The 22,088-nt window shown below is 44.4% G+C and carries 23 protein-coding genes and 1 other annotated feature; of the genes, 14 read left to right on the top strand and 9 right to left on the bottom strand.

Annotated elements, in window-relative coordinates; all coding sequences use genetic code 11:
* Positions 1-65: 65 nt before the first annotated feature.
* Positions 66-833: a hypothetical protein gene (locus AB6D06_RS01415; RefSeq protein ID WP_017061494.1), complete on the bottom strand. Its 768-nt coding sequence runs from the start codon at positions 831-833 to the stop codon at positions 66-68.
* Positions 834-970: 137 nt separating this feature from the next.
* Between AB6D06_RS01415 and yeiP the strand changes: the two genes are divergently transcribed.
* From yeiP to AB6D06_RS01400, 3 genes are all read left to right on the top strand, one after another.
* Entirely contained in the window at positions 971-1,540 is a 570-nt protein-coding gene (gene yeiP / locus AB6D06_RS01410) for an elongation factor P-like protein YeiP (RefSeq protein WP_017055115.1), read from the top strand.
* Between the two features lie 10 nt (positions 1,541-1,550).
* Positions 1,551-1,880: an HI1450 family dsDNA-mimic protein gene (locus AB6D06_RS01405; protein WP_004741258.1), complete on the top strand. Its 330-nt coding sequence runs from the start codon at positions 1,551-1,553 to the stop codon at positions 1,878-1,880.
* Between the two features lie 147 nt (positions 1,881-2,027).
* Positions 2,028-2,510, top strand: coding sequence for an RNA methyltransferase (locus AB6D06_RS01400; RefSeq protein ID WP_017061495.1), 483 nt, complete (start codon positions 2,028-2,030; stop codon positions 2,508-2,510).
* A gap of 193 nt (positions 2,511-2,703) precedes the next feature.
* Here AB6D06_RS01400 and rluB read toward each other — a convergent pair whose 3' ends face one another.
* From rluB to rnm, 3 genes are all read right to left on the bottom strand, one after another.
* The gene (rluB, locus tag AB6D06_RS01395) at positions 2,704-3,738 is read right to left on the bottom strand and encodes a 23S rRNA pseudouridine(2605) synthase RluB (protein WP_017055112.1); all 1,035 of its coding nucleotides are present in this window, start codon (positions 3,736-3,738) and stop codon (positions 2,704-2,706) included.
* 159 nt (positions 3,739-3,897) lie between these two features.
* The gene (locus AB6D06_RS01390; RefSeq protein WP_009848751.1) at positions 3,898-4,518 is read right to left on the bottom strand and encodes an L-threonylcarbamoyladenylate synthase; all 621 of its coding nucleotides are present in this window, start codon (positions 4,516-4,518) and stop codon (positions 3,898-3,900) included.
* 62 nt (positions 4,519-4,580) lie between these two features.
* Positions 4,581-5,435, bottom strand: a complete 855-nt coding sequence (gene rnm / locus AB6D06_RS01385) for an RNase RNM (protein WP_017061496.1) — start codon at positions 5,433-5,435, stop codon at positions 4,581-4,583.
* Between the two features lie 120 nt (positions 5,436-5,555).
* Between rnm and AB6D06_RS01380 the strand changes: the two genes are divergently transcribed.
* The 8 genes from AB6D06_RS01380 to AB6D06_RS01345 all read left to right on the top strand — a co-directional run bounded on the left by AB6D06_RS01380 (position 5,556) and on the right by AB6D06_RS01345 (position 14,296).
* Complete coding sequence (locus tag AB6D06_RS01380) at positions 5,556-5,681, top strand: trp operon leader peptide (RefSeq protein WP_009848753.1); 126 nt, start codon at positions 5,556-5,558, stop codon at positions 5,679-5,681.
* Positions 5,628-5,742: a sequence feature (Trp leader region), on the top strand. Its footprint overlaps the gene before it by 54 nt.
* A 125-nt stretch (positions 5,743-5,867) precedes the next feature.
* Positions 5,868-7,457, top strand: a complete 1,590-nt coding sequence (locus tag AB6D06_RS01375) for an anthranilate synthase component 1 (protein WP_017063545.1) — start codon at positions 5,868-5,870, stop codon at positions 7,455-7,457.
* A 2-nt stretch (positions 7,458-7,459) separates the two neighbouring features.
* Complete coding sequence (locus tag AB6D06_RS01370; RefSeq protein ID WP_017063544.1) at positions 7,460-8,068, top strand: aminodeoxychorismate/anthranilate synthase component II; 609 nt, start codon at positions 7,460-7,462, stop codon at positions 8,066-8,068.
* A gap of 9 nt (positions 8,069-8,077) precedes the next feature.
* Positions 8,078-9,073, top strand: a complete 996-nt coding sequence (gene trpD / locus AB6D06_RS01365; RefSeq protein WP_017063543.1) for an anthranilate phosphoribosyltransferase — start codon at positions 8,078-8,080, stop codon at positions 9,071-9,073.
* 25 nt (positions 9,074-9,098) lie between these two features.
* The gene (gene trpCF, locus AB6D06_RS01360; RefSeq protein ID WP_372100514.1) at positions 9,099-10,538 is read left to right on the top strand and encodes a bifunctional indole-3-glycerol-phosphate synthase TrpC/phosphoribosylanthranilate isomerase TrpF; all 1,440 of its coding nucleotides are present in this window, start codon (positions 9,099-9,101) and stop codon (positions 10,536-10,538) included.
* 131 nt (positions 10,539-10,669) lie between these two features.
* A complete protein-coding gene (gene trpB / locus AB6D06_RS01355; RefSeq protein WP_017067402.1) occupies positions 10,670-11,860 on the top strand; it encodes a tryptophan synthase subunit beta in 1,191 nt (396 codons plus the stop codon).
* Positions 11,860-12,666: a tryptophan synthase subunit alpha gene (gene trpA / locus AB6D06_RS01350; RefSeq protein ID WP_017070760.1), complete on the top strand. Its 807-nt coding sequence runs from the start codon at positions 11,860-11,862 to the stop codon at positions 12,664-12,666. Before trpB ends, trpA begins: the two co-directional genes overlap by 1 nt.
* Positions 12,667-12,976: 310 nt before the next feature.
* Positions 12,977-14,296, top strand: coding sequence for a dicarboxylate/amino acid:cation symporter (locus tag AB6D06_RS01345; protein ID WP_346393668.1), 1,320 nt, complete (start codon positions 12,977-12,979; stop codon positions 14,294-14,296).
* A gap of 102 nt (positions 14,297-14,398) precedes the next feature.
* On the opposite strand, the gene AB6D06_RS01340 is transcribed toward AB6D06_RS01345, so the two are convergent.
* The 5 genes from AB6D06_RS01340 to hisC form a co-directional block, all read right to left on the bottom strand.
* Positions 14,399-15,706, bottom strand: a complete 1,308-nt coding sequence (locus AB6D06_RS01340; RefSeq protein WP_010438025.1) for a TRAP transporter large permease — start codon at positions 15,704-15,706, stop codon at positions 14,399-14,401.
* 21 nt (positions 15,707-15,727) lie between these two features.
* Positions 15,728-16,207, bottom strand: a complete 480-nt coding sequence (locus AB6D06_RS01335) for a TRAP transporter small permease (protein WP_017094468.1) — start codon at positions 16,205-16,207, stop codon at positions 15,728-15,730.
* 67 nt (positions 16,208-16,274) lie between these two features.
* Positions 16,275-17,234, bottom strand: coding sequence for a TRAP transporter substrate-binding protein (locus AB6D06_RS01330; RefSeq protein ID WP_017063537.1), 960 nt, complete (start codon positions 17,232-17,234; stop codon positions 16,275-16,277).
* A 580-nt stretch (positions 17,235-17,814) separates the two neighbouring features.
* Positions 17,815-18,588 carry an ABC transporter substrate-binding protein gene (locus AB6D06_RS01325; RefSeq protein WP_029235360.1) on the bottom strand — a complete coding sequence of 258 codons (774 nt, stop codon included), beginning with the start codon at positions 18,586-18,588 and terminating at the stop codon, positions 17,815-17,817.
* A gap of 10 nt (positions 18,589-18,598) precedes the next feature.
* A complete protein-coding gene (gene hisC / locus AB6D06_RS01320) occupies positions 18,599-19,741 on the bottom strand; it encodes a histidinol-phosphate transaminase (protein WP_102427834.1) in 1,143 nt (380 codons plus the stop codon).
* A gap of 181 nt (positions 19,742-19,922) precedes the next feature.
* Between hisC and AB6D06_RS01315 the strand changes: the two genes are divergently transcribed.
* The 3 genes from AB6D06_RS01315 (at position 19,923) to AB6D06_RS01305 (ending at position 22,044) form a co-directional block, all read left to right on the top strand.
* Positions 19,923-20,810, top strand: coding sequence for a LysR substrate-binding domain-containing protein (locus AB6D06_RS01315; protein WP_017063534.1), 888 nt, complete (start codon positions 19,923-19,925; stop codon positions 20,808-20,810).
* A 285-nt stretch (positions 20,811-21,095) separates the two neighbouring features.
* Positions 21,096-21,344, top strand: a complete 249-nt coding sequence (locus tag AB6D06_RS01310; RefSeq protein ID WP_017069991.1) for a hypothetical protein — start codon at positions 21,096-21,098, stop codon at positions 21,342-21,344.
* 133 nt (positions 21,345-21,477) lie between these two features.
* Positions 21,478-22,044 (top strand): septation protein A, encoded by a 567-nt coding sequence (locus AB6D06_RS01305; RefSeq protein WP_372109836.1) that lies wholly within the window; start codon positions 21,478-21,480, stop codon positions 22,042-22,044.
* Positions 22,045-22,088 lie beyond the last annotated feature (44 nt).

Below are 22,088 nucleotides of genomic sequence, written 5' to 3'. Positions count from 1 at the left end.
AAAAAGCAGAGATATGTTCTTCAGCACACTCTGCTTTTTAGTATCAATGGATCGGTTATAAATCTCTATCCGATTCTGAACTCGGTTTTCTGATACTGCTTAATCAACCACTCACCAAAGCCATCAAGAATACCGATCACCGAACGTTTAGGGATTGGTCGACCAGAAAGTAAAATGCCCAACCTTTGGATTTCGACTTCTCGATCTGGGTGATACTTCAAGAACTGTTGGCCACATTCAACAGGATCATCGTACCAATATTTATCGCGGTACATCACCAGTGAGTAACTCGCCCGTAGAAGCTTCTTGGCAATAATCACCTGCGCAGCGACTTGTTGTTCTGGCGTTGTCGCTCGTGCGATCTTGTTGCGATACACCGCCAACCAGTTTTCCGCATCCATATTCCAGTGCTTAGCGATTTCCCAACTTGTTTCAAAATCACCATAGCAGTCTGATAAGTCTTCACCATGCACACACACGGCTAAATGCTTGAGCATAAAACCCCAAGTGAAGATATTGTCGAAATCGACTATCTCACTCACTAAGGTAGTTTTTATCGCCACTTGAGTTACCTGCGGGAAGCTCTTTTGGAAACGCCATTTGATGGTGTTCAACAAAGTGGTTCGTTGGTCAGGAAACGGTCGATGGGTCACCACAACCACATCTAGATTGGAGCGACCGAAGACGGCTTGCTTACGAGCCACACTGCCATAAATATAAATACTGTGCAGATTAGATCCTAACCCACCTTTTAGAAAGGTAATCAGATCGTTAACCACAGGTTGAAATTCAGGTTGAAAAGGCTGTGTTGGGTCAATAACGGGTAGCTGCATAGGTCGTTTCGGTAAATAAAATAATGATTTAACTATAACTCTATGATCGCCTAGGTGACTTTATGATTCAAGCTATTCCTATTTATAGCATCTCCGAGATATAATCAGCGGATAGACCCACTAAGGACAAACACAAAATGCCTAGAGCAAGTGAAATTAAAAAAGGTTTTGCTATCACAGTAGAAAGCAAAACAGTGATCGTTAAAGATATCGAAGTAACAACACCAGGCGGCCGTGGCGGCCAAAAGATTTACCGCTTCCGTGGTAACGATGTAGCAACTGGCGTTAAAACTGAAGTTCGCCACAAGGCTGACGAAATTGTTGAAACTATTGACGTAACTAAGCGTGCAGTAATGTTCTCTTACGTTGATGGCAACGAGTACATCTTCATGGACAACGAAGATTACACACAATTCATCTTCAACGGTGAGACTATCGAAGACGAACTACTGTTCATCAACGAAGAAACTCAAGGCATGTACGCGATCCTTATCGACGGCAACGCTGCAACGCTTGAGCTACCAACATCTGTTGAACTAGTTATCGAAGAGACTGATCCTTCAATCAAAGGTGCATCAGCGTCTGCTCGTACTAAGCCTGCTCGTCTTTCTACAGGTCTTACTATTCAAGTACCTGAATACATCGCGACTGGCGACAAAGTAGTAGTAAACACTGCTGAACGTAAATACATGAACCGCGCAAGCTAAGATACTTATTATGACCGAAGCTAACGACCTAATGTCTTACGACGATGCAATTGATACTGCATACGACATCTTTCTAGAGATGGCACCTGATAATCTTGAACCTGCAGACGTGATTCTATTCACAGCTCAGTTTGAAGATCGTGGTGCTGCAGAACTTGTTGAAACTGGCGATGATTGGGTTGAACATGTTGGCTTTGAAGTCGACAAAGAAATCTACGCTGAAGTGCGCATTGGTCTTGTGAATGAAGCTGATGACGTTCTAGACGACGTATTTGCTCGCATGTTAATCAGCCGTGATCCAGAACATAAGTTCTGTCACATGCTGTGGAAACGCGACTAATACCGCTGTTGACGCTCATCTGCATGAGTAAACAAGTATTCATGTAAGCGAGTTAAAAGTTAGCCGAGCCCATTGCTCGGCTATTTTTATCACGCTATTTTCCATCGTGATTCATCACTTTCATCATCAACGTTAGATTCACTGATTATGACCAAAGCAAAAACAGACACACAATCAAAAGGCTATGCCTGCATTGGCCTAGTTAACCCAAAGACGCCAGAAAACGTAGGCTCAGTGATGCGAGCAGCTGGCTGCTACGGCGCCAACTCTGTGTTTTACACTGGCACACGCTACGACCATGCGCGAAAATTCCATACCGATACCAAAGAAAAGCACTTAGCCCTGCCTTTGATTGGTGTTGAAGAGCTGAAAGATATTATTCCAGTAGGCTGCGTGCCGGTTGCTGTTGATCTGATTGAAGGTGCTAAGCCTCTACCTGATTACAAGCACCCACCACGTGCGTTTTACATTTTTGGCCCAGAAGATGGCACGCTAAAGAAAGAAATCACAGATTTCTGTCGTGAGACGATTTACGTTCCGACCAACGGCTGTATGAATCTAGCGGCATCAGTGAATGTTGTGCTTTACGACCGACTGGCGAAAGGCGATAACTTTTCGAATCATAAGTAAAAGAAACGAGATACGAGATAAGAGATGCGAAAAGCTCGCTTACTGTCACTTATGGCAGCATGTTTTCGATACTCGGTTACTCGCATCCCGCATCTGCTATTTCTCCAGACGTAAAAAAACCTGCTCAATGAGCAGGTTTTTTAGTATTCAGTGCTTTCAGCTAATGAAGCTTTACGCGTAAGAAATTACGTAATTACTGACGTGTTCTTGGCTTAGCTGGTTTAGCCGGACGACCGTTGTTCAGTTTAGGCTTACTTTTGTTAGCCTGAGGTTTACCTTTGTTTGCAGCTGGAGCGCTACGACCTGAATCAGGTGTTGTAGTACCGCGAGTTGCAGGCTTCTTACGCTTAGTTTGGTTGCTACGGCCTTTTGGTGCGTTTGCACGCTCTTCGTGACGTTTAACAGCACGACGAATTTTTTGGCTACGAGAACGCTCACGCTTACGAGAAGTGTTTGAAGGATCAAGATCCAACAGTGTCTCTTTCTCAGGCTTAAGCTCAACAAGCTCACGCAGGTAGTTAACTTCTTGAAGATCTAGCTCTTTCCAACCGCCACGAGGCAGTTTCTTATCAAGGTAGATATCACCGTAACGTACACGTTTCAGGCGGCTTACTGTCGTTTCTTGAGATTCCCAAAGACGACGAACTTCACGGTTACGACCTTCGTTAATCGCTACGTAGAAAGTATGGTTCATACCTTCACCACCAGCGTAAACAACATCTTCAAAACGAGCCATGCCGTCTTCTAGTTGTACACCACGAGTAACGTTTTTAACTTTTTGCTCAGTCACTTCACCGAATACACGTACTAGGTACTCACGCTCAACCTGACGGCTTGGGTGCATTAGACGGTTTGCAAGCTCACCATCAGTAGTGAAAAGCAAAAGGCCTGATGTGTTTGCATCAAGACGACCAACTGAAATCCAACGAGAACCACGGATCTTAGGTAGACGATCGAAAACAGTACGGCGGCCTTCAGGGTCGTGACGAGTACAAAGCTCACCTTCAGGTTTGTAGTAAGCAAGTACACGACAAACCACTTCTTCAGAAGCCTTGCCTGAAACAGTATGGCCATCGATACGGATCACTGAGTTCTCGTCTTCAAGACGCTCGCCCAGTTTCGCAACTTGACCGTTAACACTTACACGACCAGATTTGATTAAACCTTCTAGTTCACGACGAGAACCGTGACCAGCTCGCGCTAAAACCTTCTGTAATTTTTCGCTCATTTACTCTTTTCTACCTAATTGTCGTCTTCACAGACGTCGAATGAATTTTTCGCGACCAAATCGCGGTCGCGTATTATCGCAAATAACCTGCCAAAAAGCACTTGTTATTTACTGTGGCAGGTTTGCTGTATCGTTACAGACTGTTAATCAGTAAAGCGATTATTCAAACGGCGCAGGATCGCCAGCACCACGACGTAGAACCACGGCATCATCGTCACTGAAGTCAATAACCGTCGTCGGTTGCTCACCTAAGTAACCGCCATTCAAAATCACATCAACCGCATGCTCTAGGCTGTCACGAATTTCTTCTGGATCCGACTCCGTAGTCTCGTTACCCGGCAGAATCAGAGACGTCGACATTAATGGTTCACCCATCGCTTCCAAAAGGTCGAGTGCAATCTTGTTGTCTGGAACACGAATACCAATCGTTTTACGCTTGGCGTTCATCAAACGCTTTGGCACTTCTTTGGTTGCTTTAAAGATAAACGTGTAAGCACCTGGTGTATGTGCTTTCAGTAGACGGAAAGCCACGTTATCGACGCGTGCATACAGTGATAATTCAGAAAGATCACGACATAACAAGGTGAAATTGTGCTTGTCATCGATGCGACGAATTTTACAGATACGTTCAAGTGCTTGTTTGTTTTCAAGCTGACAGCCCAGCGCATAACCGGAATCTGTTGGATAAACCACAACGCCGCCATTGCGAATAATCGCAACCGCTTGAGTAATTAAGCGTGCTTGTGGGTTATCTGGGTGTACATAAAAAAACTGGCTCATTATTGATCCTCGTTATCGAATCTCTCGACTCTATCATCAGAAGGAGCTGGCTCACCTAAAGACTATTCAGATGGTGAAACCGTTTGAAACTCCCAATCTTTCCATACTTCTTCGACCCCAGAAGGTAGCCAGAGATTGCGTCCAAGTTCCATCCACGGAGATGGGTAATGGAAATCACTGCCTTGGGAGGCTAATAGTTTGTATTGTATAGCATAATCCGCGAGTGTGCGTCTTTCTTGTTGCGCTTGCTGAGGTTGAGCTACTTCCATCGCATCCCCTTTCGCTTCAACAAATGCCGCTAGCAGGCGCTTAACCCACTTGGCTGTAAGGCCATATCGCCCAGGGTGAGCGAGCACGGCTTGTCCACCAGCAGCATGAATAGCCGTGACAGCATCACTCATTGAACACCAAGTTGGCGGCACATAACCTGGGTTATTACGAGTAAGAAACTTTTTAAACACCTGCTGCATAGTTTTCGCATAGCCATTGTCGACTAGCCACTTAGCAAAGTGAGCGCGAGTGATTGGTGCATCACCCGCAATCAATTTAACTTCTTCTAACACCCCTTCACGAGTCGCTTTCTCAAGACGGTGAGCGATCATCTCAGCACGCCCAATACGGTGTTGCTTCTGTTGTTCAATGAGCGCTTTGAGTTCTGGTGACTCAGGATCAACGTTTAACCCAACAATATGGATATCTTTGTTTTGCCAAACAGTCGAAATCTCAATGCCGTTTATCAACTGAATAGGAAGGTTGTTATCCGCAATGTAGCTGCGTGCTTCAGCAAGCCCATCAGTCGTGTCATGATCTGTAATCGCTAGCGCTTCGATGTTAAAGCCAAGCGCTCGGTCAATTAGCTCAGGTGGAGTAAGTCGGCCATCTGAGGCTGTTGTATGACTATGTAGATCAATTCTCATATATTCTTTTTCATTGTTTTCAATTTTTATCGTTATATTTGTGTCAACACACTTGACCCGCAAGCAGAAAACTAGTTAACTAGTACAAAAATACGAAGTATCACATTTGATAGGTTCACCATGTTACAAGAATTTAACCAAAACCATAAAGATAAAGTTTTAGAACTTTCTTCAGTAGAAGCAAGTTCAGAGCTTAATTGGTGGCGCACTTGGACAAGTTCTTGGTGGGCTAACGTGTACTTCTAGTTAAACAGTTTGTTTATAAAAAAGTTATCACTAAGCCCGCTTTAATAGCGGGCTTTTTAATTTGTCGAACATCTCACATTCAACTGACTAACAAATCATCGAATTGACCATATTCTAGATTGGGTGAAAGGTATCTTTATGCGACTATGTACGGCAGGAAATTTAAAGAATCATAAAGGAGGTCTTGTGAACAAGGCCATTGAAATCAAAAAGCTGGGAACCATTGAGGTCATCAATTCCTCAGTTCCTTACTCGCAAGATCCAACCAGCGTTTTTCATACTTTGTGTGAAAACAAAACTGATAGTCTTTTGTTGGAATCTGCCGAGATTGAATCTAAACAGAACCTGACAAGCCTACTCCTTATCGACTCTGCTGTTCGCATCGTATGTCGCGGACATGAAGTAACCTTTCAAGCATTGACTGAAAACGGTCAAGCGCTTATCGAACATCTCACTCAAAACGTGAAAGCAGAAATTAAATCTGACCTTACTGATAACGTTTTGACGCTGACTTTTATCGAACCAAGCAACGAATTAGACGAAGACTCACGTTTAAGAGAAGCCTCTTCATTCGATGCACTGCGTTTGGTTCAGCACAGCTTTGAGCAAGACGCGGATAACAAACACGCATTATTCATGGCGGGCTTATTCGCTTACGACATCGTGGCAAACTTTGAGCCACTAGGTGATGCTGAAGCAACCAACAATTGTCCTGACTTTGTATTCTACGTAGCTGAAACACTATTGCGTTTCGATCACCAAGAGAACGAAGGCCTACTTCACGCGAGCTTATTTGCTCAAGATGACAACATCAAAGCGCAATTAACTGACCGTCTAGCCGACATTCAAACTCAGTGTCAGTCCCTGAAAGCCATCACTGAAGTAACGCCGTTAGACAACGTTGAAGCTGTACCTAGCGTTTCAGATGAAGACTTCTGCCAAACGGTTCGTGATTTAAAAGAGTACGTAGTTAAAGGCGATGTATTCCAAGTGGTACCTTCACGCCGCTTCACTCTACCTTGCCCTGCCCCACTGGCGGCTTATAAAGAACTCAAACAAAGCAACCCAAGCCCTTACATGTTCTACATGCAAGACGAGCTGTTTACTCTGTTCGGTGCATCTCCAGAAAGCGCGCTGAAATACGAGACAGAAACCAACCAAATCGAGATCTACCCGATTGCTGGTACTCGTCGTCGTGGTAAGCGCCCTGACGGTCAAATCGATTTCGACCTAGACAGCCGTATCGAGCTTGAACTGCGTACCGACAAGAAAGAAAACGCCGAGCACATGATGCTAGTTGACCTAGCGCGTAACGATGTGGCACGTATTGCCGAAGCTGGCACTCGCCACGTAGCAGACTTACTGAAAGTAGACCGCTACAGCCATGTAATGCACTTGGTTTCTCGTGTTGTTGGTCAGCTCCGTGAAGACTTAGATGCTCTGCACGCTTACCAAGCTTGTATGAACATGGGCACGCTAACGGGCGCACCAAAAATCCGCGCAATGCAGCTTATTCGTGACGTAGAAAAAACGCGTCGTGGTAGCTACGGTGGTGCAGTCGGTTATCTAACCGGTGAAGGGACTCTAGATACTTGTATCGTAATTCGCTCTGCTTACGTTGAAGATGGCGTAGCACAAGTACAAGCTGGCGCTGGTGTGGTATTCGATTCAGACCCACAAGCAGAAGCCGATGAAACTCGCGGCAAGGCACAAGCGGTTATCTCAGCGATTCAAGCAGCTCATACTAAGAACCTAACAAATAAGAAGGAGTCGTAATCATGGCTGATATTGTATTCATCGATAACTTCGACTCGTTCACTTACAACCTTGTAGACCAGTTTCGTTCATTAGGTCACAGCGTAAAGATTTACCGTAACAACATTCCGGCAAAGGTTGTTGAAGCTGCGATCAACGAACTAGACAACCCTGTTGCACTGCTTTCACCAGGCCCTGGCGCTCCAGCAGATGCGGGCTGTATGCCAGAGCTGATTCAGCTTCTAAAAGGTAAAGTGCCAATGATTGGTATTTGCTTAGGCCACCAAGCGATTGTTGAAGCCTATGGCGGCACCGTTGCAGGCGCTGGCGAAATCATTCATGGTAAGGTGTCGATGATGGAACACCAAAACCATGCGACTTACCAAGGCTTACCTTCGCCATTGGCTATCGCTCGCTACCACTCTTTAGTGGCAACGCATGTATCTGATAGCCTAACGGTGACCGCTGAAGTAGATGATTTGGTGATGTCTGTGGTTCAAGAACAAGACAAGGTGTGTGGATTCCAATTCCACCCTGAATCAATTATGACGACCTACGGTGCAACGCTTCTAGCAAACGCTATCGAATGGGCTCTTGAGAAACCTCTTCGCCTTGAAAAGACTGGAAAATAGGAAACGATCATGGAACAGATTAATAAACTTTACGAACAGCAGTCTCTTACTCAAGAAGAAAGCCAACAGTTATTTGATGTGATCATCAAGGGTGAACTAGACCCAATCTTGATGGCTTCTGCGCTAACTGCACTGAAAATCAAAGGCGAAACGCCCGATGAAATTGCAGGCGCAGCAAAAGCACTACTTGCGAATGCAAACCCGTTCCCGCGCCCTGATTACGATTTCGCAGACATCGTAGGTACAGGTGGCGACGGTCACAACACCATCAATATCTCGACGACTTCTGCATTTGTTGCCGCAGCGTGTGGCTTAAAAGTCGCGAAGCACGGTAACCGCAGCGTATCGAGCAAATCAGGCTCTTCTGACCTACTGGATTCGTTCGGTATCAACCTAGCGATGACAGCTGAAGACACACGTACGGCTGTTGATGAACTTGGCGTAGCATTCCTATTTGCTCCGCAATATCACGTTGGTGTACGTCACGCGATGCCGGTTCGTCAAACAATGAAAACGCGCACTATCTTCAATATTCTTGGCCCACTGATTAACCCTGCTCGCCCTAACATCGAGCTAATGGGTGTTTACAGCAAAGAGCTGGTACGCCCTATCGCAGAAACCATGCTGCAAATGGGCATGAAGCGCGCGGCGGTTGTTCACGGTAGCGGCCTTGATGAAGTAGCGATTCACGGCGAAACCATGGTTGCTGAAATCAAAGATGGCACAATTCACGAATACACAGTGACACCAGCAGACTTTGGTTTGAACACTCACCCTCTTGAAGCAATCAAGGGCGGCGAGCCAGAAGAGAACAAAGCCATCACAACCGATATCCTGACGGGTAAAGGCACTGATGGTCAAGTTGGCGCAGTGGCAGTCAACGTTGCTCTACTGATGCGTCTGTTTGGTCACGAAGACCTAAAAGCCAACGCACAGCAAGCAATTGACGCGATGAACTCTGGCAAAGCATACGAGCTTGTACAAAAGCTTGCTGCACACGCCTAACGAACGACGAATCGAGACAAAGAACATGACACAGACTACCGATAAACTGTCGACCCACGTTTCAGTCAAAGAAGCTGAAATGGCGGAAGTATTAGCAAAAATCGTTCGTGATAAATACCAATGGGTTGAAGCACGTAAGCAGACTCAACCATTAGACGAGTTTAAAGCGTCACTAACTGCAACAGACCGCAGCTTTTATGACGCTCTGAGCGGAGAACAAACGGTTTTCATCACTGAATGTAAAAAGGCCTCTCCGTCAAAAGGTTTAATCCGTGACGAGTTTGACCTCGACTACATTGCTTCTGTTTACAACAACCACGCAAACGCGATTTCTGTGCTGACAGACGAGAAGTACTTCCAAGGTGACTTTGAGTTTTTACCTAAAGTTCGCAGCATTGCTAAGCAGCCTATCCTGTGTAAAGACTTCATGGTTGATACCTACCAAGTGTATCTAGCTCGTCATTACTCAGCTGATGCTATCTTGTTAATGCTATCGGTATTAGATGACGAAGAGTACAAAGCGCTGGCGGAAGTCGCTCACTCACTCAACATGGGTGTATTGACCGAAGTCAGCAACGAAGAAGAGCTTCACCGTGCAGTCGCTCTAAACGCTAAGGTGATCGGCATTAACAACCGTAATCTTCGTGACCTTTCGACTGATTTGAACCGTACTAAAGAGTTGGCGCCGCTGATTCGCGAACTGGCTCCAAACGCAGTTGTGATTTCAGAGTCTGGCATCTACACACATCAACAAGTTCGTGACCTTTCAACGTTTGCAGATGGCTTCCTAATCGGTAGCTCTCTAATGGCAGAGAAGAACCTCGAGCTTACGGTACGCAAAGTAACACTGGGTGAAAACAAGGTGTGTGGTTTAACTCACTCTGACGATGCAGCAAAGGCTTATCAAGCTGGTGCGGTATTCGGTGGTCTGATATTCGTTGAAGCATCTAAGCGTCATGTGGATATCGAAGCGGCTCGTTTGACTATGAGCGGCGCACCTTTGAACTACGTGGGTGTGTTCCAAAACCACAGCGTTACTGACGTTGCGAAAACGGTTTCTGAGCTAGGCCTGTTCGCTGTGCAATTGCACGGTGATGAGTCTCAAGCGTTTGTCGATGAGCTAAAACAGTCACTACCTGAAAGCGTTGAGATTTGGAAAGCTTACGGTGTTTCTCCCGATGCTGAGAGCTCGCTACCAGAATTACTGGAAAGCAACGTGACTCGTCACCTGCTAGATACTAAAGTGGGTTCTCAAACTGGTGGCACAGGCCAAGTGTTCGATTGGAACCTAATCAACAACCAAAGCGCAATCATGTTGGCGGGTGGTCTAACCCCAGAAAATGCTAACCAAGCGGCTAAGTTGGGTTGCTTAGGATTAGACCTAAACTCTGGTGTTGAATCTGCTCCAGGCAAAAAAGACGCAGACAAACTGCAACGTGCTTTTGCTGCGATTCGTAATTACTAGTCCAAGCTCGGCGCTAGAAATTAGAAAGCAGAAACTAAAAACATATTTGTGAGCTTTGCCTTTTGCGAAGCTCAAACAAGATTAAATGACTTGGTGTGAATACACATCAGTAGAATTGAAGGAATAACACAATGGCTAAACTCGATGCCTACTTTGGTGAATACGGTGGTCAATACGTACCGCAGATCCTAGTGCCAGCACTAGACCAACTTGAACAAGCATTTATCGATGCACAAGCCGATCCTGAGTTCCGCAGCGAATTCATGACGCTTCTTCAAGAGTACGCTGGTCGTCCAACGGCACTAACGCTAGCACGCAACCTAACAAAAGGTACAAAAACAAAACTGTACCTAAAGCGTGAAGATCTACTTCACGGCGGTGCTCACAAGACAAACCAAGTTCTTGGTCAAGCATTGCTAGCAAAACGTATGGGTAAGCAGGAAATCATCGCTGAAACTGGCGCAGGCCAACACGGTGTGGCAACGGCTCTAGCGTGTGCTCTACTAGGTCTTAAGTGTCGTGTTTACATGGGTGCAAAAGACGTTGAACGTCAAAGCCCGAACGTGTTCCGTATGAAGCTAATGGGCGCAGAGGTTATCCCTGTTCATTCTGGCTCTTCAACGCTAAAAGATGCGTGTAACGAAGCACTACGTGACTGGTCTGCAACTTATGAAGACGCGCATTACCTATTGGGTACTGCAGCGGGTCCTCACCCATTCCCAACGATTGTTCGTGATTTCCAACGCATGATTGGTGAAGAAACGAAGAACCAAATTCTAGCTCGTGAAGGTCGCCTTCCTGATGCGGTTATCGCTTGTGTCGGCGGTGGTTCAAACGCTATCGGTATGTTCGCGGATTTCATTGAAGAAGAGTCTGTACGCCTAATCGGTGTAGAGCCTGCTGGTAAAGGTATTGATACCGACCAACACGGCGCGCCGCTTAAGCACGGTAAAACCGGTATCTTCTTCGGCATGAAAGCGCCACTGATGCAAGATGAGAACGGCCAAGTAGAAGAGTCTTACTCTGTATCTGCGGGTCTAGACTTCCCATCAGTTGGTCCTCAACACGCGCACCTAAATGCTATTGGCCGTGCTGAATACGACAACGTGACCGACGACGAAGCGCTAGAAGCGTTCCAATTGATTGCACGTAAAGAAGGTATTATCGCAGCGCTAGAGTCATCTCATGCTTTGGCTCATGCTGTTAAAATGGCTCACGATGACCCAGAGAAAGAACAGCTATTAGTGGTTAATCTATCTGGTCGTGGTGATAAAGACATCTTCTCTGTACACGACATTCTTAAAGAGAAAGGAGCATTATAATGGATCGCTATCAATCACTCTTCACTCGCTTAGCTGAAAAGAATCAGGGCGCATTTGTACCATTCGTAACGGTTGGCGATCCTAACCCTCAGCAGTCTCTTAAGATCATGGAAACTTTGGTTGAAGCGGGTGCAGATGCACTTGAGCTTGGTATTCCATTCTCCGATCCGCTTGCAGATGGCCCGACAATCCAAGGCGCAAATATTCGCGCGTTAGATTCAAAAGTAACGCCAGATGTGTGTTTTGATCTTATTGGTCAAATTCGTGCTAAATACCCAGATCTGCCAATCGGCCTACTGATGTACGCAAACTTGGTGTACGCACGTGGTATCGAGAACTTCTACGAGCGTTGTGCGAATGCAGGTATCGATTCAGTATTGATTGCTGATGTACCAACCAACGAGAGTGGCGAGTTTGTTGCTGCAGCTAAGAAGTTTGGTATTCACCCAATCTTTATTGCTCCACCAACAGCAAGTGATGAGACGCTTCAATCGGTTTCTGAGCTAGGTGGTGGTTACACTTACCTACTTTCTCGTGCTGGCGTAACGGGTGCAGAAACCAAAGCAAACATGCCTGTGACAGCCCTACTTGACCGTTTGAACAAGTTTGATGCGCCACCAGCACTGCTTGGTTTCGGTATCTCTGCTCCTGAGCAAGTAAAAGAAGCCATCGAAGCTGGCGCTGCTGGTGCTATCTCTGGCTCTGCGGTTGTGAAAATCATTGAAAACAACGTTGAACAACCAGAAGCAATGCTTAAAGCACTTGCTGAGTTTGTTACGCCAATGAAAGCGGCAACGCAAAAATAATAAATAGGCTCCCACTAGTGCGATAATTTGCGCTGTGGGAGTTTTTCTCCGAGAACACGTCCAAACCCTCTCAATTGTTAAATTCCTGATAAAAACAACACCTCATACAAACCTGTAGCACACCTATAATACCCCACCAAAACATCACCACCATTTATAAAAATAATGACAAACCAAAAGGCAAACGTTTGCTTTAGTGTGAAAAATCATCAAATGACATTTGATTACTGCTTTTTGGTGTTCTTTCATCTCTGCTCATATTGATAAATGTAAAAGATACGTGTAAAACTTCTCGCGAAATATTAATCCAATGGTACATCGTACATTGGTGAGTAGTTCTGGGATTTTTATATTTAGTAGCACAGAGGTTATGGAAGTGTTAAAAGAAAAGAGTTTACTAAGCAACATCGGCGTTCAAGTCGTTATTGCAATGATCATCGGTACCCTAGTCGGTGCGATGATGGGTGACAGCGCAACTATGTTCGCTCCACTGGGTGCTATCTTCATCAATTTGATCAAGATGCTGGTTATCCCTCTAGTCGCGGTTGCCCTAATTTCAGGTGCTGCTGGTCTAGGCAACAGCTCATCAGCAGGTAAAGTGGGCGTGACCACTCTAGGTTACTTTGCACTAACGTCTGCACTTGCTGTAGCACTAGCGCTAGTAATGGGTGAAATATTCGAACCAGGTCGTGGTATCGATGTTTCTGGCGTTGAAGGCATGTTCTCTTCTGAATACGCTGCGAAAGGTGAACTTCCAACGTTCTGGGCAACCATCACAGGCATGATCCCGACCAACGTTTTCCAATCACTGAATGAAGCAAACATTCTGCAAATTCTAGTTTTCTGCTTATTCTTCGGTATTGCGATTTCTAAACAAGCGAAAGAGAAACGTGACCCTATCATCAATGGCGTAAACGCGATTGTTGACGCTATGGTTTGGATGATCAACAAGGTTATGATCATTGCACCACTAGGCGTATTCGGCCTAATGGCAGAAGCTGTGGGTACATTCGGCTTTGGCGCACTTATGGTTGTGTTCAAACTGTTCGTTGTCTACATCGCTGCGATTCTGATCTTCGGCTTTGTTGCTTACCCGCTAATGATTCAAATCTTCACTAAGACTTCTGCTAAGAAGTTCCTAGTGGCAATGAAGAAGCCTCAAGCGGTTGCACTATCAACAGCCTCTTCAATGGCGACACTGCCAGTAACAATGGAAACGGTAGAGAAAGAACTTGGCGTTCGTAACTCTACGGCTTCATTCGTTCTGCCACTTGGTGCGACGATCAACATGTCTGGTAACGCAATTTACTACGGCCTAGTTGCTATCTTCTTCGCACAGCTGTTCAACATCGACCTGTCTATGGGCGCTTACATTGCTATCATCGTAACGTCGACTCTAGGCGCAGTTGGTCAAGCAGGTGTTCCAGGTCCTTCTTTCCTAGTGGTTGCGGTTCTTCTAGCAGCTGGTATCCCTATTGAAGGTCTACCTCTGTTGTTCGCTCTAGACCGTATCTTCGACATGATCCGTACTGCTCTAAACATCACTGGTGATGCAGCATGTGCAGTCATCGTTGATTCTCTAATCGAAGACGAAGCGAAAGAAGCTGAGCTACAAAAACAGCAAGCGTAATATTAAGCTTCAGTTTGATTGATAAATAAAACCGCCTTCATGAGGCGGTTTTTTTATTAGGTAATGATCGATATTGATTCGGTAAATCTCACCCTTGTCAGGCTAATTGATGAGTCCAAACGCACGAGGCAGAGCCAAACTAATTTCAGGAATAAAAGTAATGGCCAACAGTGTGACGATCAATACGGCACAAAACGGCATGATACTTCTTATAACGTTTTCAATCTTAGAGCCACTGACACTACAACCCACAAATAGCGCCGTACCAACGGGTGGCGTTGCAATGCCAATACATAAGTTGAAGATAATCATCATCGCGAAGTGAATTGGATGCATGCCTAAATGCTCAGCAATCGGCATAAAGATAGGGGTAAAGATCAATACGGCTGGCGTAAGGTCCATAAACATACCCACAATCAGTAGAATCAGGTTCATCAGAATAAAGATGATAATTGGATTGTCTGAAATAGAGAGCATCCAATCACTGATCATGGTTGGTAGACCGGTAAACGCCATTGCCCATGACATAATGGTAGAAGCACCAATCAAGAACAGCATAATGCCAGTAACCTGAACCGTTTCTCTACAAATTATCGGAAAGTGTGCCCATTTGAGGGTTCGGTAACAGAGTGACAGTATAAAAGAGTATAGAACCGCTATACATGCCCCTTCTGTTGCAGTGAATATACCACCAATAATACCGCCAATAACAACAACAATAAGCCCTAAGCTTGGTGTTGCTTGCCAAACAATATTCAGCACATCTTTCGTTGTGAAGCCGTCATTCGCACTTGTTTTGTAGCCCTTCTTTTTAGCGATGAAATAGGCGACGACCATACAACTTAAGCCCATTAGAATACCTGGGACATACCCTGCGATAAACAACGCCGCAACGGATGTTCCACCCGATACCACTGAAAATACGATCAGTGAATTACTCGGCGGTATTAATAAGCCTGCCGGGCAAGATGCAACGTTTACTGCTGTTGCTAAGTTTTTATCATAACCATCTTTTTCTAATTCTGGGCCTAAGGTTTTACCAACCGCAGCTGCTGCTGCAACGGCTGATCCTGAAACGGCGCCAAACATCATATTGGCGAAGATGTTCACGTGAAAAAGTGAGCCCGGGATCCAACCAACCAAGAGCTTTGCAAGGTTGATGAGTCGACTCGCGATGCCACCTACATTCATTATATTCCCCGCGAGGATAAAGAAAGGGATGGCTAATAAACTGAAACTATCAATACCGGTAATGATTTTTTGACCCGCAGTAATACTGGCGACTTCAAACGGTAAGATGAAATACATGATGGTTAAAGATGACATGGCAATTGCAATCGCAATCGGCATGCTTATCGCGATCATGAATAAGAATAGGCCTAGCAGCCAAACACCAATGGACAAATCCATAATATAGAGTCCTTTTAAAACTTATTTTTTGTTGGGTTCACAAAAAAGATCAAACGTATTCATGACCAAATAGATGAGGATAATAACGGCTGAAATCGGCAAGATTGAATACACCGTCGACATCGGTAATTGTAGTGCTGGAGAGAGTTGTTGTGTGGTTCTTCCCATTAAGGCGATGCCACCTTGAAGCATTGCTAGAAATACAAATGCGCCAGAAATGAAATTGATGAGCACATGTAATGCGATATGTGCTTTACCCTTAAGATAACCATCCAATAACGTTATTGCTAAGTGTCCTTTGATACCGAATAAGTAGCTTGCTCCTAATAAGCCAAGCCATACCATCGCATAACGAGCAAGTTCATCAGTCCAGTTACTTGGATCATTCAAAACATAGCGACTAAAGACCTGCCAAGTGACAGTAACGACAAGTAACATTAGTGCAAAAGAAGAGACAAAAAGAATCAGCCTATCAAGTAGGTTTCTGAAAGTTGCTAACATGGTGTGATACCTCAAAAAATTTTGCCTTAGCAAAGCCAAGGCAAAATTATATTTTCACTAAGACTGATTAAAGAGCTTCAATTTTTTCAATGAATGGAGCTAGTTTTGGATCTTTTTTCGCCTCATCAATCATAGGTTTAACAGCTGCACGGAAAGGGGCTTTATCAACTTCAACAAACGTGACACCTTCTTTCATTCCTTTCTCTTTGTTCATGTCATCTGTTGCATCCCAGATTTTGATCTGCTCTTCAAGAGACTCAGCAGCAGCTTCTTTTAAGATCTTTTGCTCTTCTGCCGTTAATGAACCCCATTTGTATTCTGAAATGATGATCACGTCAGGTGTCATCATGTGCTGGTCCATAGAGTAAAATTTGGCAACTTCACTGTGTTTCATTTCAACTAAGCTAGAAATATTATTCTCAGCACCATCAATTACACCTTGTTGCAGAGCCGTGTATACCTCATTGAAAGGTACAGGTGTTGCTTTACCACCAAGTAAGTTAACCATTTCCATCATGGTTGGAGAACCAGGAACTCGAACTTTCATGCCAGCTAGATCTGCTGGTGAGTTGATGGCTTTCTTAGCGTAGAAGCTACGTGTGCCTGAATCATAGAATGTAAGACCGATGAAACCTTTACCTTCGCTTGAAAGCAGCATCTCTTGTGCAGCTTCACTTCGCATGAAGGTTCTCATATGTGGAACGTCACGGAATAAGAAAGGCAGTGCATTAACCTTAAACGTTGGTTCAAAAGATTCGGCTAACCCACCATTGATTTTGGCCATATCAATCGCGCCAGTAACAACTTGCTCCGCTTGGTCACGTTCAGAGCCTAATTGACCGTTTGGAAAGATCTTAATCGTAAGTTCACCATTCGATTTTTCTTTAACTTTATCAGCCATGATCACCATGCCTTGGTGAGCTGCGCTTTCTAATGACATTGCATGCCCTAACGTCAAAGTTTTTGCTTGAGCGCCAAATGCCATAAGAATTGAAGCCGCTGCAATCGTCAGTAGGTGTTTTTTCATGTTCTTCTCCAGAATCCATTTTGTAAGAGGTACAGTTTTTATATGCAACGCTATAGCTAAGTTTGAAATCTAACGTTCAATTGCACATCGCTCATAGCAGTAACGTTTCATTACAATATTCTTACCCTATGAATCTTGTATTACAATACTATATGTATATTTTGTGAACTAAGGTTTATCTATTGGCCTGAGAACCTAATTGATTGTGATACCAATCATATTTGGGACTAATTAGACCATTAATCAGTTCTACTTTGGATTTTTTTGTAATTTCGATTACTTTCAACTGCTTTAAGAACAATCTCTTAGTAAAAGAGTATCGATCTATTTATGTTATTTTAAGACATTAAATTCAGTTATGGAGCACGACAAAGAAGGTCTCCTCGCTCGAAAACGCGAGTCGTGAACAGTGCTTTGTGAGGTGATGAAGGCAAGGTTTTCGGTTGGATTTAGGTAACAAGAATAGATAAAGGCAATAGAGAGAAGCTTGAGAGGATGAATTGTTTGTAACAAAAATCCGAGAGCCTTACAGCCCTCGGATTTTTGTTTTTGGTGTTCTAATTTTTAGGCGTTAAACGAATTACAAATCAGCGCCATAGATATCAAACGTGAAGTACTTAGCGGCGATCTTGTCGTAAGTACCGTTTGCTCTGATCTCTTCAATCGCAGCATTGAATTGTTTCGCCAATTTTGAATCCTGCTTTCTTAATGCTAACGCCGTACCCTCACCGATGTAGGCTTTGTCGGTAACGGCTTTGCCTTTGAACTCAAAACCCTCGCCTTCTTTCTTATCTAAGAAAGCCAATGACAGTTGATCTGAGTTGCCGAAGGTTAGATCTAAGCGACCGTTTTGCAGATCCAGATACACTTCATCTTGCCCTGTGTAACGCTTAATGTTGGCAACACTACCAAACTTGTCGGTTACGTAGCGATCGTGAATCGTACCTTGCTGAACACCGATGGTTTTACCCGCTAAGCCTGCCTCATCAACGCTGAATTCTGCGCTTTTAGCAGCAACAAATACGGCTGGTGTTTGGTAGTACTTGTCAGTAAATAAGATTTTACGCTTACGCTCTTCGGTAATGCGCATCGAAGCCATGATCACATCCGACTTTCTTGCCAACAAACTTGGAATTAGCGAATCCCAGCTTTGTGAAACCCAAGTACAATCGAGTTTAGCTTGCTCACACAAGGCGTCAGCTATCTCAATATCAAACCCGACAGGCACACCGTCGCTGTTTTTATAGTTGAATGGCGGATACGTAAAGTCCGACGCTAAACGGATTTCTTTCGCCTGTACCGTTGTACCAAGTAAAGCGGCCGCACAAGCGAGTCCTAGTATTATCTTTTTCATCATTGCCATCCTAGATATGATCTTTATCGAGTTGAGATTGAATTTCTTTATGTTGAGCTTGTTGAATTTGTTTGCCTTGTTGACTCTGTTCTAATTCGGTTTGGTAACGTGTTAGTGACGTTATCACTTCTAGCATGCTCTCTTGGCTACCAATACTGATTCGAACACAGTTACGCAAAGCCGGTTCATGGTTTTGGTTCCTTGTCACAATGCCGTCCTTCGCCAAGACACTGAACACTTGGTGCCCTGCTTTTTGACGCAGCAAAATGAAGTTTGTCGATGAAGGGTAAACAGACTCGATGAAATCAAACCGCGTTAGCTCACAAGCAAACCAGTTACGTAGTTCAACCAGCTTTTGCGTCGCGTCTTGCATCACTGAGACTCGTTCATCGGACAAAGCGTCTAGCACGATTTGAGATGAGCAATCTGGCATCGGATACGGTGGAATCAGCTTCGCGACATACTGCATCACATTTTGACTCGCTAAGATAAAACCACAACGAACCGCAGCCAGTCCAAATGCCTTAGACAAGGTGCGAATCACAACCAAATGTGGATAGCGTTCAATAAGACTAACGGCTGACGTTTGTGGTTCAAATTCGATATACGCTTCATCGACGACCACTAGCGACTTCCCAATCGTGCCTTCCAATACCTGAATCAAATCCGATTTAGGAATCACATTGCCCGTTGGATTGTTTGGTGAGCAAAGAAACACGATATTCGCCAGTTCTGCCTTATTCACAATATCAGCGACGTTCAGGCTAAAGTCTTCCTGCAATGGAGAGTCCAAGGTATTAATCGCCAATGCATCAGCGCAAAACTCATACATCGCATACGTTGGAGAGCAGATAAGTATGTTGTCGCACGCCGGTTTACAGAATGTTCTGATCAGCAAATCAATCGCTTCATCTGCACCACGAACAGCCACAGTCGCGGCATCGGTACTACAGTAATCTTGATAAGCCTTAGCAATATCTTGTGGTAAGAAGTCTGGGTATCGGTTGTGACTTGCTTCTCCTTGAAACAGCGAGCTTTCCAATTCATTGGCGTTTAGCCAGACACGTCCATCACCACCAATTCTTCTTGCCGATTGATAAGGTATTAATTTTTTTACAGCCTGAGGCACTAAGCTATCAATAAAAGATGTCAAGAAGCTATCCCTTTCACAAAATCACAATGTCTTCATCATTGCCTTCATATTCAAAAAATGTGACTTATACAAATATTGAATCACAAATGATGATTAAGTATTTACATTCAAACAGAACACTATTGATAAATGAATCGAAATAATCACATAATAGCCATGATAAAAAGTCATAGGTAAAGATATGAATCGCACACTTCCTTCAACCAAAACCTTGCTCGCGTTTTTGTCTACGGCAAGGCACCTCAACTTTACACGCGCGGCACATGAGCTCAATGTTACGCAAGGTGCAGTGAGTCGTCAGGTATTGTCGTTTGAAGAAAGCCTTGGCTGTGATCTCTTCTATCGCCATGCTCGCGGATTGTCTTTAACGCCGAAAGGAGAAGAACTGGTTCCCCTGATACAAGGAACGATTCATCAGCTGCAATCGGCTCTAAATCAAGTGGCTAGCTCTCCGTCTAAGATCAAACTCAACGCACCGAGCTGTATTACCTCTTGGCTACTACCTAAGTTGATGTCTTTTCAGCAAGCCTATCCTGAAATTGATGTCGAACTGACGTCGACCATCAAGCACGTCTTCGAACCAAGCTTTGATCCGTTTGACGCCGTAATTACCTATGGTAAGAAGCCAAACCAACAATCGATTATCAGCCAATTATTGTTTAACGAGCAGCTAGCGCCCGTTTGCCAAGCACAAAGCATTACACAGAGCCATCTTGTCGACGACGCATCGACCATCATCAAGCCACACAAGCTTGCCCAATACACTTGGCTACACGCCAACAATGAGCAAAGTGATTGGCGACTTTGGTTAGAGCACATAGGCAGCCACGACCTTTCAAGCAAGAACAACCAACAATTCGCAACACTCGATCAAGCTATGAACGCCGCCATTCAAGGGTTTGGCATTGCCATAGGCGACATCACGCTGGCCAAGCAAGATATTGATTTGGGTAGATTGGTGAAAGTGAGTGAAGGCAGTGTCTTCTCTGGAAATGGTTACTTCTTGCTGCAACCCAAGAATCGACAAAATACATCCTTATCTACGCTTGTTGATTGGCTCGTCGATTAGCGGCAATCATTGTTGGTAGGCCTCTTTATAAGCGGCAGGAGAGCGTCATAATGAGAATTTTTCCGTTCTCAAAATGAAACTATTTGATGTCTGTTTCGTATTGATTGTCAGAGAATAGAACGTACCTTCCTTTAACTATTTGAAAAGAAGTTCAATTCTATTTAGCCTGGAATTTATTCTGTTCCGTTGGAGAAAATGGCATTCGAGTTGCTTTGTCATAGATAACCCAACCAATATACAGCAGGTTGCACCAGTTTCACTGCAGCTTGTCACGGAGGATAGGCTATGACCTTACAAAGACATACGTATTACGGCTTGATTCACCATGGAATTAAAACCCTATTAATGGACAGAATTGGCCACTTCACAGAGCGTGAATATCACGAGTATCTCGACTTAACGACCGGTAAATCGACATGTTTTGCCATGAGTGAGCAAGAGCTCGAAAACACCTTAGACAGCTTAAAGAGCGAAGGTTACCTTGAAGATATCAAAAAGCTGATACCTCGCTATCAAACCTCGTCAATGCGATAACCTGCTTCAACTCTTTAAACACGATGAGTGGTTAGATTGAATTAATTGGCACCCAATTGTCTCGAGCTATTTAGCATCGAGACAGTTTTCGTTAGACTGTCAGCAACTCAACTAACTGGATAGTCAGTGTCTCATGAAACAAATTCTTGATTTCATTCCTCTCATTATTTTCTTTGCGCTTTATAAGATGTACGACATCTATACCGCGACCGGCGCTTTGATCGTTGCCTCTGCAGTTCAAATTATTTTGACTTATTTCATCTACAAGAAAGTCGAAAAAATGCAGGTCATCACCTTTCTAATGGTTGCCGTATTTGGTGGCATGACCATCTTCTTGCACGACGACAACTTCATTAAATGGAAAGTCACCATCGTTTACGCACTGTTTGCGATTGGCCTGACGGTCAGTCACATCATAGGCAAATCAGCGATTAAAGGTATGTTAGGCAAAGAGATCACACTGCCTGATTCGGTATGGGGCAAGATCAACTGGGCATGGACGCTGTTCTTTACCCTATGTGCCGTTCTCAACGTTTACGTTGCTTTCAGCCTACCGTTGGATGTTTGGGTCAACTTCAAAGTGTTTGGTCTACTCATCGCGACCTTGCTCTTCACCTTGCTCACTGGTGTTTATATCTATAAGCATCTACCAAAAGACCAGCAGAAAGAGTTAACGGATAAAAATACCGACGAGAAATAGCCCTTAGGGATGAGTCCTCATACCCTATTTGATACAATTATTAT

Origin of the sequence: Vibrio sp. 10N.239.311.G01 (assembly GCF_041465805.1) — a bacterium.
Classification (GTDB): Bacteria; Pseudomonadota; Gammaproteobacteria; order Enterobacterales; family Vibrionaceae; genus Vibrio; species Vibrio crassostreae_C.
This window is presented reverse-complemented; position numbering and strand designations above follow the sequence as displayed.